Genomic DNA, 14,301 nt, shown 5'->3' with positions numbered 1-14,301 from the left:
GGGAGTCATGGGGCGTGCGCGAGGCGCAGGCAGGCTTGTGACGCTGCAGTCAGGTGCAGCGTGCGGGCGTTAGCAGGGGTGCAGAACCTTGGCCATGATGTCCTCCTCAGCCGCGTCGGTGGCAGCTCTCGGGTCGAAGGCGCGCAGTGTAGCCAGCGATTTCAGAGGCTGCCAAGGCGTGACTTCAGCCACGCGCGCGCGACCACCCAATCGCGCTTGACCGTCGCCGGCGAACAGCTCAGGCCTTCAGCGATCTCTTCGATCTCCAGCCCGCCGAAGTAGCGCATCTCGACGACGCGCGCGGCGCGCTCGTCGAGCAGCGCAAACTCCTCCAGCGCGCGGTGCAGGTCCAGCAGCTCCAGCGGCGCGGCGGCGGCATCGTCTTCCACCCAATCGGCGGCCGACAGCGTCACCAGCTCCGCGCTGCGCTTGTCTGCCGCGCGGGCCAACGCGTGGTCGACCAGGATGCGCCGCATCATCGTGGCCGCCATCGCAAGGAAGTGGCTGCGGCTCTGCCATTCGCTCAGGCGCTGCGCCGCGAGGCGCTCGTAGGCTTCGTGCGTCAGCGACGTGGCCGACAGGGTGTGCCCCGGCCGCTCGTGGCGCAGCCGGCCGCGCGCCAGCGAGCGCAGTTCGGCGTAGAGCTCGGCGAACAGCGCGTCGGTGTTTGCATCCTTGCGGGCGTCCATGGGGCGCGAGGATAGTGCCGTTGATGGATGCTGCTGCTCGCTGGATGCAAGTACGTGCGTTGTTCGAGCAGGCGCTGGAGCAGCCGGCCGCCGAGCGCGAGGCCTGGCTGGCCACGCAGGACGTGGATGCGGCGCTGCGCGACGAGGCGCGTGCACTGCTCGCGCAGTCCACCGGCCCCGGCGACTGGCCGCCGTTGCCCGCCTGGGCGGCCCCCGCGCCGGCTCGATTGGGCGCCTGGCAGCTGGTGGAGCGCATCGGCGCGGGCGGCATGGGCGAGGTCTGGCGCGCGCAGCGGGCCGACGGGCGTTTCGACGCCCAGGCGGCCGTCAAGCTGCTGCGCCCGGGCCTGGACGCGAGCGCCTTCGCGCAGCGCTTTGCCCAGGAGCAGCAAGTGCTGGCGCAGATGCAGCATCCGCACATCGCGAGGCTGCTGGATGCCGGCGTCAGCCCCGAGGGGCGGCCGTACCTGGTCATGGAGTTCGTGACCGGCCGCGCCATCGACGAAGTCGCCGAGGGCCTGCCTGAACGTGCCCGCATCGAGCTCTTCCTGCAGCTCGCCGAGGCCGTGGCCCATGCACACCGCAAGCTGGTCGTGCACCGCGACATCAAGCCCGGCAACGTGATGGTGGACGACGACAACCAGGTCAAGCTGCTGGACTTCGGCATCGCCAAGGCGCTGGACCCGACCAGCTACGGCGCGCTGGACGCCACCGTGTTCGAGCAGCGCCCCTTCACGCCCGCCTATGCCAGCCCCGAGCAGATCAAGGGCGAAGTCATCACCACGGGCACCGACATCTATTCCCTCGGCGTGTTGCTCTACCGCCTGCTGACGGGCCAGCCGCCCTATGGCCGCGCAGCCAGCACGCCCGCCGAGCAGAGCCAGGCCGTGCTGAATGAAGCCCCGGCTGCACCCGCGCTGGCGCCCGATCTCGCCAACATCCTGCTCAAGGCCCTGGCCAAGCCGGTGGACGAGCGCTACGCCAGCGTCGACGCCTTCGCGGCCGACCTGCGCCGCTACCTCGGCGGCTACCCGGTCAGCGCGCGGGCGCCGGGGCGGGTCGAGCGCGCGGCCAAGTTCGTGCGCCGCAACCCGCTGACGACGGGCCTGGTGAGCCTGTCGCTGGTGTCGGTGCTGGGCGGCGCCAGTGCTGCGCTGTGGCAAGCGAAGAAGGCCGAGCAGCGGCTGGCCAGCGTCAAGCAGATCACCCGCGAGGCGGTGTTCCGCTTCGGCGACGCCGTCACCTACGTTCCCGGTGGCATGGCCATCAAGGCCGAGCTGCTGCAGCAGATGGTGGGCACGCTGGACAGCCTGGCCAACCTCAGCGCCGACGACGCCGAGCTGCGCGCCAGCGCCGCCATGGCCTATGCGCGGCTGGCCGACATCGAGTTCAACGACACCAGTTCCAGCCTGAAGCGTGGCGAGCAGGCCCAGGCCCATGCCGCACGCGCGCTGGAGCTCGGCCGCTCGGTGGTGGACCAGCGCCTGGCTGACACCGACTTCATCATCTGGTTCGTGCGTGCGGTGGAGTCCTCTGCGCGGGCCGAGCGCGTGCAGGGGCGGGCGGCGGCGGGCCTGGCGCTGCTGGAGCCGGTGCTGCCACTGCTGAACCGCGCGGTCACCGCCTTGCCCAAGGCGCAGGCCGAGGACCGCCGTGCGCTGCAGGTCGAGCACGCCCGCGCGCTGCACCTGCGCAGCCAGTTCTTCTTCAAGCCTGGCGGCCAGCATCTGAACCGTCCCCAGGACGCCATTGCCGACCAGGCCCGCGCCCGTGACGAGTTGAAGGTGCTGGAAGCCGAGGCCCACCATGCCGAGATCGTCTACCTGCAGGGCTCGGTGGACGGTGCCGAGGCGCTGGTGCGCGACGCGCTGAACGAGACCGACGCGGCCGTGGCGCTCGGCCGCCAGGCCCTGGCGGCACGCGACACGGTGCTGCGCGAGCTGCCGGACGATGTCGAGTACCGCGACGCCCTGGTCACCGAGGCCATCAACCTTGGCAAGATCCTGCTGCATGCCGGCGACGCGGCCGGGTCGCTGGCCGCCAGCACGCGGGGCTGGACGATGAACGAGACCCTGCAGCGCGAGCACGCGGCCAATCCGGCCAACGCCTGGGTCGCACGCCGCTCGGCGCTGGCGCCCCACCATGCCCGCGCACTGCTGGCGGCCGGCCGCACGGTCGAGGCGCTGGCCGTCGTGGAGCAAGGCTTGGCCGCTGCGTCCACGCCCGAGCAGCGCGAAACGCTGCTGGCGCTGAAGACGCTGGCGCGCTGACCCCCCGGCCTGCGGGGGGCGGCGCGTGAGCCGTAGCGGCACCGCAGCCCGCGTAAACCGAAGAGGCCCACCGCTGCGGTGGCCCCGCCACCTGCTTCGGAGACCCCCATGACCCGTGCCCTGCTGATCGCCCTCGCTGTGCTGACCGCACCCGCCGTCCAAGCCAACCCGGTGACCTACCACTTCGAGGCGTCGGCCTGGCAGACCTGGATGGAAAACTCAGGCCACGGCTTTGCCACCTACGCCGCTCCGCAGCACGCGGCCACGCTCGACTTCACGCTGGCCGCCCCGCTGGCGGCCAACCTCGGTCAAGGGAATGCGCCCCTGCTCATCACGAACCTGTTGCAGAGCTGGTCTTTCGATGGCGGCCAGGCCGCGACCCACGTCGACAGCAGCACGGCGGCGGCCTATTTTTCGCTGTACGTCTGGACGGGCGCCAGCGGCCAGATCCTGCGCAGCAACTTCTACATCAACAACGCGCCCATCAACGTGCCGGGTCTGCCTGCCGGCCACGCCAGCGATGCCCTGCTCTACGTGGACTCGGGCTACATCGATCCGCAGTACGGCGGCCCGGGCTTTTATCTGCAAGAGCGCGTGAACTACGCGGACCTCGTGCGCTGCCAATCGATCTACTGCTACGGCGGCTCGGAGGGCGGCTCTACCTACTCGGGTGGCGTATGGAGTGCTGCCGTGCAGCAAGGCGGCGCCGCCGGGCAGAACTCTGTGCCTGAGCCTGCCTCTCTGGCACTCTGCCTGGCGGGCCTGCTGGCCGCCTACTCGCCCGCCCGCTTCTTGCGTGCCCGCCCGCTCAGCGCGCGGTCATAGAGCCAGTTGGGCAGCAGCCGCAGCACCTTGGCCAGCACGCCCATCTGCCACGGGATGACGCGGTAGCTGACCTGGGCGCGGATGCTGCGCACGGCCTGGTCGGCGAAGTCCTCGGCCTGCATCAGGAAGGGCATGGAGTAGCGGTTGCCCCGCGTCAGCGGCGTGTCGATATAGCCTGGCAGGAGGGTAACCACGCGCACACCGAAGGGCCGGCACTCGCCGCGCAGGCTCTCGCAGTAGGCGACGACGGCGGACTTGCTGGCGCTGTAGGCGCCATGCCCCGGCAGGCCGCGGATGGCGGCAACGCTGGCCACGCCCACCAGCGTGCCGGAGCGGCGCTCGTTCATCGCCGCGACGAAGGGGTGGAAGGTGGCGGCCAGGCCGACGTTGTTGGTCTCGAAGGTGCGGCGCATCACTTCGAGGTCGTCGAAGTGGGCCGTGTCCATGCCGATGCTGATGCCGGCGTTGGCGATGACGACGTCCGGCAGGCCTTGCGCGGCGATGCATTCGCGGCCGATGCGGGCCATCGCGTCGAGGTCGGCCACGTCGGCGCCGTAGATCTTGAAGCGGGCCGCGTCGAGCTTCTGCTCGGCCGCCCAGCGCTCCACCTCGGCAGTGCGGCGCGCAACGAGGGCCAGCCGGGCGCCGTCGCGGTAGTAGCGCAGCGCCAGGGCCTGGCCGATGCCGCTGGAGGCGCCGGTGATGAAGACCAGCTCAGTCATCTGCCGCCCTTCGACACGATCTGCCCTTGCGCCTTGCCCGTGAAGCTGACCTGGCCGGTCAGGTGCCGGTACTCGAAGTTCTGCGCGTTCAGCGTCGAGCCACCCTGGCGGATGGTGACCGGCAGGTGGGAGCGCAGGATCTCGGCGTTGGACAGGGCCTGCAGGAACTCGCCACGCACTTCGAGCTGGGCCGGTGTGTTCTCGCCGGCGCCCGGCGCCAGGCGGCGCAGGTGCACGCTGCCGATGAGCTGCATGTCACTGCCGTCGCCATTGCTGATGGCCCGCTTGGCCTCGGCGATGGCCAGGCTGCCGTCCGGCGCGATGGCGCGCACGCGGGCCTGGTCGATCTCGACGGTGTCGGTGTCGGGGTAGTGGCGCAGCTCGGCGCCGGAGATCTGCACATGCAGCCGGCCATCGGCGCCGATGCGCTGGATCTCGAAGTTGGCCATGCGGTAGTCGGGCAGGTGGCGCGGCGGCGCGATCTCGCCCGGTGCGTCCAGCATCGGCGTGTTCTTCACCAGCCACCAGGTGCCGCTGGCCAGCAAGGCCATCAGCAGCAACGGCAGGTAGTTGGAGACCAGCGTCTGCGCGCGCCACAGCCAGGGGCGCAGCTTTTGCCGGCGCGGTGCGGGCGCGGGCAGCACCGCGCTCAAGGCTTGCCCCCGTCCAGCGTCGCGTGGTGGGCGTTCAGCAGGCGCTCGTAGTGGCCGCTGGCCATCAGCAGGATGTCGCAGTACTCGCGCGCCGCGCCGTAGCCGCCCGCCGCGCGGGTGACGTGGTGGGCAATGGCCAGCACCTCGGCGTGGGCACCGGGCGGGGCACAGGCGAAGCCGGCGCGCGTCATCAGCGGCAGGTCGGGCCAGTCGTCGCCCATCACGGCCACCTCGCCCCAGCTCGCGCCGAGTTGAGCCAGCAGAGGTTCGGCGGCGGCGAGCTTGTCGCGGGCGCCGTAGACGGCATGGGCCAGGTCCAGGTCGGCGACGCGACGGCGCACGGCGGGGCTGTCGCGGCCGGTGACGATGACCGGTGTGATGCCCACCTGCTGCAGCGACTTCAGGCCATGGCCGTCCAGCGTGTTGAAGGCCTTGAATTCCTCACCGGCGTCGCTGATGTAGATGCGGCCGTCGGTCAGCACGCCGTCGACGTCGAAGATGGCCAGCTTGATGGCCAGGCCCGTGCCCTGGGCCTTGACGAGAAGTTCGGGGGGGAAGCTCAGCGCCGCCATCAGATCACCTTGGCTCTCATCAGGTCGTTGATGCTGATGGCGCCGAGCAGGTGCTGCTGAGCATCGACGACGAGGACGACGGTGATGCGGGCAGCTTCCATCAGGTCCGCCGCGTCCACCGCCAGGGCCTCGGCACCGACGGTGCGCGGCTTGGCATGGGCCACCTCGGCGGCGGTCAGTGCGCGCAGGTCGCGCCCTTGCTCGACAAGGCGGCGCAGGTCGCCGTCGGTGAAGATGCCCTGCACGCGGTCCTCGGCATCGACGATGACGGCCATGCCCAGGGCCTTGGCGCTCATCTCGCGCATCAGGTCGGTGAAACCGGTGTCGGCCGCCACGCGGGGCAGGGCGTCGCCCGAGCGCATCAGGTCGCGCACATGCGTGAGCAGCTTGCGGCCCAGGGCGCCGCCGGGGTGGGAGCGGGCGAAGTCCTCGGCCTTGAAGCCGCGTGCATCCAGCAGGGCCACGGCCAGCGCATCGCCCAAGGCCATCTGCGCCGTCGTGCTGGCCGTGGGCGCGAGCTGCAGCGGGCAGGCCTCCTCGGCCACGGCGCTGTCGAGCACCACGTCGGCGTGGGCGGCGAGGCTGGATTCGGCGCGCCCCGTCATCGCGATGACGGGAATGCCCAGGCGCTTGAGCACCGGCAGGATGGCGTTGAGCTCGTCGCTCTCGCCGGAGTTGGACAGCGCCAGCACGACGTCGCCGGCCGTCACCATGCCGAGGTCGCCGTGGGCCGCCTCGGCGGGGTGGACGAACAGGGCGGGCGTGCCCGTGGAGGCCAGCGTCGCGGCGATCTTGCGGCCGACGTGGCCGCTCTTGCCCATGCCCATCACGGCCACGCGGCCGCGGCAGGCGAGGGTGAGCTGGATGGCGCGGGCGAAGGCATCGCCGAGGCGGGGCACCAGGTCGGTCAGCGCGCGGGCCTCGACCTGCAGCGCGTCACGGCCGATGCGGATGGCCCGCTCGGCATCGAAGGAAACGGGAGACATCGAGCCAGTGTAGACAATGCGCCCGATGCAAAAACTCCTACCGTTTCGCTGGGTCGCGCTGGCCCTGGCGCTGCTGCTGGCCTGGGACGCCAGCCATCTCGATCTCTGGGCCGTGCGCCAGGTGGGCGACGCCAGCGGCTTCGCGCTGCGGGAGGCCTGGGTCACGCGGGCGCTGATCCACGAGGGCGGCCGCATCGTGTCCTACGTGGCCATGGGCTTCATCGTGCTGCTCAACCTATGGCCCAGGCTGCTGCCGGCGCTCACCCGGCGCGAGCGGACCTGGTGGCTCGTCGTGACCCTGGTCTGCCTGGCCGTCATCTCGCTCATCAAGCGCTTCAGCCTGAGCAGCTGCCCCTGGGACCTGACCGAGTTCGGCGGTGCGGCGCAATATGTGTCGCACTGGGCCTTCGGCGTGAAGGATGGCGGCGGCGGGCATTGCTTCCCGTCGGGCCACGCCAGCGCGGCCTTTGCCTACCTGGCCGGGGGCTGGGCGCTGGCGCGCGCCTATCCGCGGGCCGCACGGGCCTGGCTGGTGGCTGTCGTCGTGCTCGGCGCCATCTACGGCCTGGGGCAGATGGTGCGCGGTGCCCACTACCCCAGCCACACCCTGTGGACGGGCTGGATCTGCTGGGCCGTGACCGTGGCCGCGGCCCAGCTCGGCCCCGGGCGGCTCAAGCGAGCTGGCGCCGCCTGAGCATCAGGGCGCCCAGGCCGCCCAGCAGCAGTGCCACGCTGGCCGGCTCTGGAACGACGCTGATGGCGCCAGCGTCGAAGGCGATGTCGCCGCCGGCGCCGAACAGGCCGTTCAGCACATCAGGGTTGCCGCTGAAGAGGATCTGCGTCGAGTTGCTCTTGATGTCGAAGCGACCCGTGACCCAGGCGTCGAAGCTGCCGTCGGCCTTTTGCGCGCGGTAGCTGAGCGTCACGACCTCGCCTGAGCTCACGGCGGCCTGGCCGAACAGCACATCGCCGCCCCCGCTGCCGATCTGCAGCCGCGTGGCGACCGTGTGCTCGAACTGCATCTTGAAGAACACCTGCTCGCTGCCGCCGGCCACTTTGGCGACGTCCAGCTCCGCGTTGGCGATGTCCTTGCCGGTGGCCAGCGCGATGAAGAGCTTGGGTGTGGAGCTGTCGACGGCCTGGGTCCAGGCCAGGTCGTTGAACGAGGCTTTGCCCACGCCGGCACCGCTGCCGCTGCTGCTGGCGTTGGTCACGCCCCAGGAGAAGCTCAGGACTTCTATCCACTTCTCGTGGTCCTTGACCGTGGACTCGCCGGGAATGTCGGTGAGCTGCAGGTAGTACTTGTTGGCGGCGAAGGCGCTGCTGCAGGCGACCAGGCCCAGTGCGATGGCCGCGATGCGCAGCCTGGATGTGATGGAGGTCATGCTTGTCCTTTCGAGGCGTCGGCCGGAAGCGGTCGGCCGGGCATGCTGCGCCGCGACAAGGTGTTGCAACATCCCCAGCTTGCAAAGGGTTTCCACGTGACCGGGCCGCGGGGTGCAGTCCTAGACTGGCCCGACAAAAAAGGCACCACGGAGGAGACACCGTGCAGCGGACCGATATCTCGGACCCGACCTATTTCCACAAGGTCGTCGATTGCCAATGGGCCTGTCCGGCACACACGCCGGTGCCCGAATACATCCGGCTCATTGCCCAGGGCCGGCATGACGAGGCCTATTGGGTCAACTGGGTCAGCAACGTCTTTCCCGGCGTGCTGGGGCGCACCTGCGACCGACCCTGCGAGCCGGCCTGCCGGCGTGGTCGCGTCGAAGAGAAGCAGGCCGCCAAGCCCGAGCCGGTCGCCATCTGCCGCTTGAAGCGCGTGGCGGCGGACAACAAGAGCGACGGCTTCCGCGCCATGATCCCCAAGCCGGCGGCGCGCAAGAACAAGCGCGTGGCCTGCGTGGGCGCGGGGCCGGCGTCGCTGGCGGTGGCACGTGACCTGGCCCTGGAAGGTTATGCCGTCACCGTGTTCGATGGCGAGGCCAAGCCCGGCGGCTTCATCCGCACGCAGATCCCGCGTTTCCGGCTGCCCGAACGCGTCATCGACGAGGAGTGCGGTTACATCCTCGGCCTGGGGGTCGAGTGGCGGGCCGGGCAGCGCATCGAGTCCATGAAGGCGCTGCTGGGCGAAGGTTTCGACGCTGTCTTCGTCGGCTGCGGCGCCCCGCGCGGGCGCGACCTGCCGCTGCCGGGCCGGCAAGAGGCGGCCGAGCAGATCCACATCGGCATCGACTGGTTGGCCAGCGTCAGCTTCGGCCATGTGACCAGCGTCGCCCCGCGCGTCATCGTGCTGGGCGGCGGCAACACGGCGATGGACTGCTGCCGCTCGGCGCGGCGGCTGGGTGCTTCCTCGGTCACCGTGACCGTTCGCAGCGGCTATGCGCAGATGAAGGCCTCGCCGTGGGAGAAGGAAGACGCCGAACACGAAGGCATCCCCATCCTCGACTTCCATGTGCCGCTGGCTTTCGAGCATGTGGACGGCAAGCTCACGGGCATGCGCTTCAAGAAGGCGCAGACGGGCGAGGAGATCGTCATCCCCTGCGACGAGGTGCTGATCGCCGTCGGCCAGGAGAACAGCTTCCCGTGGATCGAACGGGACTCGGGCATCGCCTTCGACGAGCACGGCCTGCCGGTGCTGGACGCCAAGAGCTTCCAGTCCTCGCTGCCCCATGTCTTCTTCGGCGGCGACGCGGCCTTCGGCCCGAAGAACATCATCACGGCGGTAGCCCACGGCCACGAGGCCGCTGTCAGCATCGACCGCTTGCTGCATGGCGAGCCGGTCGCGCAGCGCCCACAGCCGCACGTCAACCTCGTGTCCCAGAAGATGGGCATCCACGAGTGGAGCTACGACAACGCCATCACCAACGACCTGCGCAGCAAGGTGCCCTGGACGGCTGCCAACATCGCGCTGGCCAGCATCAAGGTCGAGGTGGAGCTGGGCTTCGATGCGGCGAGCGCCTTCAAGGAGGCGCAGCGCTGCCTGAACTGCGATGTGCAGACCGTGTTCGCGCCCAAGCTCTGCATCGAGTGCGACGCCTGCGTGGACATCTGCCCGATGGACAGCATCACCTTCACCGACAACGGCGACGACCTGCGCGAGCGGCTGAAGGCGCCGGCACTGAACCTGGCGCAGGACATCTATGTCGAAGGTGGATTGAAGACCGGCCGCGTGATGGCCAAGGACGAAGATGTCTGCCTGCATTGCGGGCTGTGCGCCGAGCGCTGTCCGACGGGGGCCTGGGACATGCAGAAGTTCCTTCTCGTCACCGCCAAGGCGGGCGCCGCCAGCCGCGATCACGCGACGCGCAAGGAGGTGGCATGACGACAACCCCCACGCGCGCTTCGCGCGCTGCCCCCCGAGGGGGCTCGGCCTCCCTAGGGACGGCCCGTCGGGAGGCCGCATGAGCCGCATCGAAGCCGTCAACGACTTCGTCGTCAAGTTCGCCAACGTCAATGGCTCGGGTTCGGCCTCGGCCAACGAGCTGTTCGCGCGGGCCATCCTGCGCATGGGCGTGCCGGTCAGCCCGCGCAACATCTTCCCGAGCAACATCCAGGGCCTGCCGACCTGGTACGAGGTGCGCGTCTGCGAGGCTGGCTGGCTGGGCCGGCGCGGCGGCGTGGACCTGATGGTGGCCATGAACCCGCAGACCTGGGCGCAGGACCTGGCTGAGATCCAGCCCGGCGGCTACCTGTTCTACGACTCCACCAAGCCGATGCCGGCTAGCGCCTTCCGGCCCGACATCCACGTCATCGGCATGCCCGCCACGGCCATCTGCAACGCGACCTACGACGTGCCGCGCGAGCGCACGCTGTTCAAGAACATCCTCGTGCTGGGGGCGCTGAGTGAGTTGATAGGTATCGCGGCCGAGGTGATCGAGAAGCTGTTTGCCGAGCAGTACAAGGGCAAGGAGAGGCTGCTGGACTCCAACGTGCGCGCCCTGCACGCGGGCCGCGAGTTCGCGCGCGACCATCTTTCGGTGCAGCCCTTCGGCCTGAAGGTGAAGCACGCAGACAAGGTGGGCGACAAGATCTTCATGGAGGGCAATGCGGCGACGGCCCTGGGCTGCGTCTACGGCGGCGCCACCGTCTGCGCCTGGTACCCGATCACGCCGTCGTCGTCCGTCGCCGAAGCCTTCGAGAAGTACGCGGTGAAGTTCCGCACCGACCCCGAGACGGGCGAGAAGCGCTACGCCATCGTGCAGGCCGAGGACGAGATCGCGTCCATCGGCATCATCACTGGCGCGGGCTGGAATGGCGCACGCGCGTTCACGGCCACATCCGGCCCCGGCGTGTCGCTGATGACCGAGTTCCTGGGCCTGGCCTACTTCGCCGAGATCCCCTTCGTCGTCATCGACGTGCAGCGCGGCGGCCCCAGCACCGGCATGCCCACGCGCACGCAGCAGGCCGATCTGCTCAGCAGCGCCTACGCCTCGCACGGCGACACCCAGCACGTGCTGCTGCTGCCCGAGGACCCGCGCGAATGCTTCGAGTTCGCCGCCGACGCACTGGACCTGGCCGAGCGCCTGCAGACGCCCGTCTTCCTGATGAGCGACCTCGACATCGGCATGAACCAGCGCCTGTGCGCCCCGCTCGAATGGAACGATGAGCGCCGCTACGACCGCGGCAAGGTCATGACGGCCGAGCAGCTCGAAGCCGGCACGCCCTTCGCGCGCTACAAGGACGTCGACGGCGACGGCATTCCGTGGCGCACGCTGCCCGGCACGCACGCGAGCAAGGGCGCTTATTTCACGCGCGGCACCACGCGCAACGAAGCCGCCATCTACTCCGAGCGTGGGGAGGATTACATCCGCAACGTCGAACGCCTGCGCGCCAAGTTCGCGACCGCCGCGCGGCTGGTGCCGCAACCGCTGGTGCGCGCCGCCGCGCAGAAGACGCGTGTCGCGGTCCTGTACTTCGGCTCCACGGCGCCGGCCATGGACGAGGCCCTGGCCGCGCTCGCCGAGGCCGGCATCCACATCGACGCGATGCGCTTGCGTGCCTACCCTTTCCCACCCAGCGTGGCGGAGTTCATCGCGGCCCACGACACGGTCTTCGTCGTCGAGCAGAACCGCGATGCGCAGATGCGCCGCATGCTCGTCAACGAGCTGGAGGTGGCGCCCAAGCACCTCATGCCGGTGCTGCACTTCGACGGCACACCCATCACGGCGCGCTTCATCGTCGACGCGATCACGCGCCATGTGCATGCGCTGGCCACGGCCCCGAGGAGCGCCGCATGACCTATCTCGCCAAACCGAAGCTGCACCACCCCAGCCTGACGAAGAACGCCGTCGGCTACACGCGCCGCGATTACGAAGGCAAGGTCTCGACGCTGTGCGCCGGCTGCGGCCACGACTCCATCTCCAGCGCCATCGTGCAGGCCTGCTGGCAGCTGGACATCGAGCCGCATCGCGTCGCCAAGCTCAGCGGCATCGGCTGCTCCAGCAAGACGCCCGACTACTTCCTCGGCGCCAGCCACGGCTTCAACACCGTGCACGGCCGCATGCCCAGTGTGCTGACCGGCGCCTACCTGGCCAACCGCGAGCTGCTCTACCTCGGCGTGTCGGGCGACGGCGACTCCGCCTCCATCGGCCTGGGCCAGTTCGCCCACGCGATGCGCCGCGGCGTTCGCATGGTCTACATCGTCGAGAACAACGGCGTCTACGGCTTGACGAAAGGCCAGTTCAGCGCCACGGCCGACAAGGGCTCGGTCGCCAAAAAGGGCGCGACCAACAACGACGCGGCCATCGACCTCGCCGCGCTGGCGCTGCAGCTGGGCGCCACCTTTGTCGCGCGCAGCTTCTCGGGCGACAAGGCCCAGCTCGTTCCCCTCATCGAGGCGGCCATGCGGCATGGCGGCGCCGCCTTCATCGACGTCATCAGCCCCTGCGTGGCCTTCAACAACCACACCGGCTCGACACGCAGCTATGACCACGTTCGCGAGCACAACGAGGCGCTGAACCGCATCGACTTCATCGACCTCGCTGCCGAGCAGGTCGTCGAGCACTCGCCCGACGTCATCGACGTGCCGCAAGCCGATGGCAGCATGCTGCGGCTTAGAAAGATGGCACCCGACTACGACCCCACCGACCGCCTAAATGCGATGAACGCGATGCAGCTACGCGCCGCGGCCGGCGAGATCGCCACCGGCCTGCTCTACGTCGATGCGGCGGCCAAGGATTGGCACGCTGCCCAGCGCACGGCGGCAGCTGCCTTGAACACGCTTGGTGAAAAAGCACTCTGCCCCGGCTCCGCCGCACTCGCCAAGATCAATGCCGGGCTGAGATGAGGCCCCCACGCTCGCGTTGCTCGCTGCCCCCAAGGGGGCTCTCAGAGGCTCCGGACGGCCGCGCGCCTCTGAGATGATGCGCGGGCCATGCGCCCACACCACCTCACCCTCCTCGCCGCGGTCCTCGTCCTGACCGCCTGTGCCAGCTCCAACCAGGACAAGGTCGCCACCGCCGCGACCACGCCGCTGTCCGACCTCAACGTCGTTCGCGCCGAGATCCCCGAAGTGCTGAAGGCCGCGGCCGCGGCGCCCTATGCCCAGCCGATGGACGCCAGCTGCCCCGGCATCGCGGCCAGCATCCGTGCGCTGGACGAGGTGCTCGGCCCCGATCTCGATGCGCCTCACACTGCCGGGAACCCCGGCCTGCTGGACCGCGGCGAGGACGCTGCCACCGGCGCGCTGCAGCGCACGGCCGAGGGCGTCGTCCCGTTCCGCGGCTGGATCCGCAAGTTGAGCGGCGCCGAGCGCTATGCCCGCCAGGTCAACGCGGCCATCACGGCCGGTGGCGTCCGGCGCGGCTTCCTGCGCGGGCTGGCCGCGGCCAAGGCCTGCACGGCGGCACCGGCCAAGTAAATCTAGGCCGGCCCCAGCGGGGGCCCCCACCCAAGCGGCGCCGGCAGAGCCGCCAGGATGCGCTGCCTCAGCGGCGCATAGGCCTCGTCCACCGGCTGGCCGGCGCGTGGCGCGAGCGGGTCCTGGTGGCTGCCGAAGGCCTCGTCCAGGTCGGCCCAGTCCTCGGGCGACAGCAGGGCCGCCGCGCGCGGCAGGATCTCGGTCTCCTCGCGCCGCATGTGGCGCAGGTAGCGCGCCGTGTAGACCTTGAGCTGCTGCTCGAACTTCTCGCGCCGGGGCTCGCCCATCTGCTCCCAGGCCAGCAGGCTGTGCTGCAGCTCGCGGATGGCGCGTTCGCCCTGGGCGTGGTCCGCATCCAGGTCGTCCAGCACCTCGCGCAGGTCCGGCGCCAGCGCGCGCAGCTTGGGGAACAGCAGCGCGCTTTCCTTGGTGTGGTGCAGGCGCTCGGGGAACTCGTCCACGTAGAACAGCATGGCCCGCAGCGCGCCGAAGTCGGGCGGCGTGCCGACTTGGCGCTGGGCGTCCAGCAGCAGCGGCACGGTGCGCAACATGGCTGCGAGGGCGTCGTGCTCCGCGCGGATGACGCGCACCGCCAGGGGCATGGTCGAGGAGGGCATGGGACCAAGCGTCGCGCTTCGCCGGGCGGCTGGCCTTGCGCTGGATCAAGGCCGCAGGACCTTCGACAAAGTCACCCCCGTAAAATCCCTGGTTTTGCCCTTCCA

The 14,301-nt window shown here is 70.0% G+C and carries 14 protein-coding genes; 7 read left to right on the top strand and 7 right to left on the bottom strand.

What is annotated here, in order from left to right; all coding sequences use genetic code 11:
• Positions 1-161 precede the first annotated feature (161 nt).
• The gene (locus AC07V5_RS01620; RefSeq protein WP_495113729.1) at positions 162-689 is read right to left on the bottom strand and encodes an ECF-type sigma factor; all 528 of its coding nucleotides are present in this window, start codon (positions 687-689) and stop codon (positions 162-164) included.
• Between the two features lie 23 nt (positions 690-712).
• On the opposite strand from AC07V5_RS01620, the gene AC07V5_RS01615 reads away from it, so the two are divergent.
• Together AC07V5_RS01615 and AC07V5_RS01610 are read left to right on the top strand one after the other, a co-directional pair.
• A complete protein-coding gene (locus tag AC07V5_RS01615) occupies positions 713-2,959 on the top strand; it encodes a serine/threonine-protein kinase (protein WP_495113728.1) in 2,247 nt (748 codons plus the stop codon).
• Positions 2,960-3,067: 108 nt separating this feature from the next.
• Positions 3,068-3,784 carry a hypothetical protein gene (locus AC07V5_RS01610; protein WP_495113727.1) on the top strand — a complete coding sequence of 239 codons (717 nt, stop codon included), beginning with the start codon at positions 3,068-3,070 and terminating at the stop codon, positions 3,782-3,784.
• On the opposite strand, the gene AC07V5_RS01605 is transcribed toward AC07V5_RS01610, so the two are convergent.
• Genes AC07V5_RS01605 through AC07V5_RS01590 form a run of 4 tightly spaced genes read right to left on the bottom strand, consistent with a single transcriptional unit; the run spans position 3,733 to position 6,717 of the window.
• Positions 3,733-4,506 carry an SDR family oxidoreductase gene (locus AC07V5_RS01605; protein WP_495113726.1) on the bottom strand — a complete coding sequence of 258 codons (774 nt, stop codon included), beginning with the start codon at positions 4,504-4,506 and terminating at the stop codon, positions 3,733-3,735. The two genes, AC07V5_RS01610 and AC07V5_RS01605, sit on opposite strands and share 52 nt — an antisense overlap.
• On the bottom strand, positions 4,503-5,150 hold the full coding sequence (gene lptC / locus AC07V5_RS01600) for an LPS export ABC transporter periplasmic protein LptC (RefSeq protein WP_495115647.1): 648 nt from the start codon (positions 5,148-5,150) through the stop codon (positions 4,503-4,505). The genes AC07V5_RS01605 and lptC overlap by 4 nt, the downstream gene beginning before the upstream one ends.
• Positions 5,151-5,155: 5 nt before the next feature.
• Positions 5,156-5,731, bottom strand: a complete 576-nt coding sequence (locus AC07V5_RS01595) for a KdsC family phosphatase (RefSeq protein WP_495113725.1) — start codon at positions 5,729-5,731, stop codon at positions 5,156-5,158.
• A complete protein-coding gene (locus AC07V5_RS01590) occupies positions 5,731-6,717 on the bottom strand; it encodes a KpsF/GutQ family sugar-phosphate isomerase (protein ID WP_495113724.1) in 987 nt (328 codons plus the stop codon). Before AC07V5_RS01590 ends, AC07V5_RS01595 begins: the two co-directional genes overlap by 1 nt.
• A 25-nt stretch (positions 6,718-6,742) precedes the next feature.
• Between AC07V5_RS01590 and AC07V5_RS01585 the strand changes: the two genes are divergently transcribed.
• Positions 6,743-7,411, top strand: a complete 669-nt coding sequence (locus AC07V5_RS01585) for a phosphatase PAP2 family protein (protein ID WP_495113723.1) — start codon at positions 6,743-6,745, stop codon at positions 7,409-7,411.
• Here the strand turns inward: AC07V5_RS01585 and AC07V5_RS01580 are convergent.
• Positions 7,389-8,102: an Hcp family type VI secretion system effector gene (locus AC07V5_RS01580; protein WP_495113722.1), complete on the bottom strand. Its 714-nt coding sequence runs from the start codon at positions 8,100-8,102 to the stop codon at positions 7,389-7,391. The genes AC07V5_RS01585 and AC07V5_RS01580 overlap by 23 nt on opposite strands.
• Positions 8,103-8,263: 161 nt before the next feature.
• On the opposite strand from AC07V5_RS01580, the gene AC07V5_RS01575 reads away from it, so the two are divergent.
• The 4 genes from AC07V5_RS01575 (at position 8,264) to AC07V5_RS01560 (ending at position 13,579) form a co-directional block, all read left to right on the top strand.
• Positions 8,264-10,042, top strand: coding sequence for an FAD-dependent oxidoreductase (locus tag AC07V5_RS01575; protein WP_495113721.1), 1,779 nt, complete (start codon positions 8,264-8,266; stop codon positions 10,040-10,042).
• 79 nt (positions 10,043-10,121) lie between these two features.
• Positions 10,122-11,957: a 2-oxoacid:acceptor oxidoreductase subunit alpha gene (locus AC07V5_RS01570; RefSeq protein WP_495113720.1), complete on the top strand. Its 1,836-nt coding sequence runs from the start codon at positions 10,122-10,124 to the stop codon at positions 11,955-11,957.
• On the top strand, positions 11,954-13,006 hold the full coding sequence (locus AC07V5_RS01565; RefSeq protein WP_495113719.1) for a 2-oxoacid:ferredoxin oxidoreductase subunit beta: 1,053 nt from the start codon (positions 11,954-11,956) through the stop codon (positions 13,004-13,006). The genes AC07V5_RS01570 and AC07V5_RS01565 overlap by 4 nt, the downstream gene beginning before the upstream one ends.
• An 87-nt stretch (positions 13,007-13,093) precedes the next feature.
• Positions 13,094-13,579, top strand: coding sequence for a hypothetical protein (locus tag AC07V5_RS01560; protein ID WP_495113718.1), 486 nt, complete (start codon positions 13,094-13,096; stop codon positions 13,577-13,579).
• A gap of 2 nt (positions 13,580-13,581) precedes the next feature.
• Here the strand turns inward: AC07V5_RS01560 and AC07V5_RS01555 are convergent, their stop codons facing one another.
• Entirely contained in the window at positions 13,582-14,196 is a 615-nt protein-coding gene (locus AC07V5_RS01555; protein ID WP_495113717.1) for a hemerythrin domain-containing protein, read from the bottom strand.
• Between the last annotated feature and the right edge of the window lie 105 nt (positions 14,197-14,301).

It is taken from the genome of Roseateles sp. GW821-FHT02E12 (assembly GCF_059421665.1).
This window is presented reverse-complemented; position numbering and strand designations above follow the sequence as displayed.

What these genes read in the sequence shown, in the direction of transcription:
- AC07V5_RS01620 (WP_495113729.1), bottom strand. Translation starts at nt 689, where the DNA reads ATGGACGCCCGCAAGGATGCAAACACCGACGCGCTGTTCGCCGAGCTC.
- AC07V5_RS01615 (WP_495113728.1), top strand. Translation starts at nt 713, where the DNA reads ATGGATGCTGCTGCTCGCTGGATGCAAGTACGTGCGTTGTTCGAGCAG.
- AC07V5_RS01610 (WP_495113727.1), top strand. Translation starts at nt 3,068, where the DNA reads ATGACCCGTGCCCTGCTGATCGCCCTCGCTGTGCTGACCGCACCCGCC.
- AC07V5_RS01605 (WP_495113726.1), bottom strand. Translation starts at nt 4,506, where the DNA reads ATGACTGAGCTGGTCTTCATCACCGGCGCCTCCAGCGGCATCGGCCAG.
- AC07V5_RS01595 (WP_495113725.1), bottom strand. Translation starts at nt 5,731, where the DNA reads ATGGCGGCGCTGAGCTTCCCCCCCGAACTTCTCGTCAAGGCCCAGGGC.
- AC07V5_RS01590 (WP_495113724.1), bottom strand. Translation starts at nt 6,717, where the DNA reads ATGTCTCCCGTTTCCTTCGATGCCGAGCGGGCCATCCGCATCGGCCGT.
- AC07V5_RS01585 (WP_495113723.1), top strand. Translation starts at nt 6,743, where the DNA reads ATGCAAAAACTCCTACCGTTTCGCTGGGTCGCGCTGGCCCTGGCGCTG.
- AC07V5_RS01580 (WP_495113722.1), bottom strand. Translation starts at nt 8,102, where the DNA reads ATGACCTCCATCACATCCAGGCTGCGCATCGCGGCCATCGCACTGGGC.
- AC07V5_RS01570 (WP_495113720.1), top strand. Translation starts at nt 10,122, where the DNA reads ATGAGCCGCATCGAAGCCGTCAACGACTTCGTCGTCAAGTTCGCCAAC.
- AC07V5_RS01565 (WP_495113719.1), top strand. Translation starts at nt 11,954, where the DNA reads ATGACCTATCTCGCCAAACCGAAGCTGCACCACCCCAGCCTGACGAAG.
- AC07V5_RS01560 (WP_495113718.1), top strand. Translation starts at nt 13,094, where the DNA reads ATGCGCCCACACCACCTCACCCTCCTCGCCGCGGTCCTCGTCCTGACC.
- AC07V5_RS01555 (WP_495113717.1), bottom strand. Translation starts at nt 14,196, where the DNA reads ATGCCCTCCTCGACCATGCCCCTGGCGGTGCGCGTCATCCGCGCGGAG.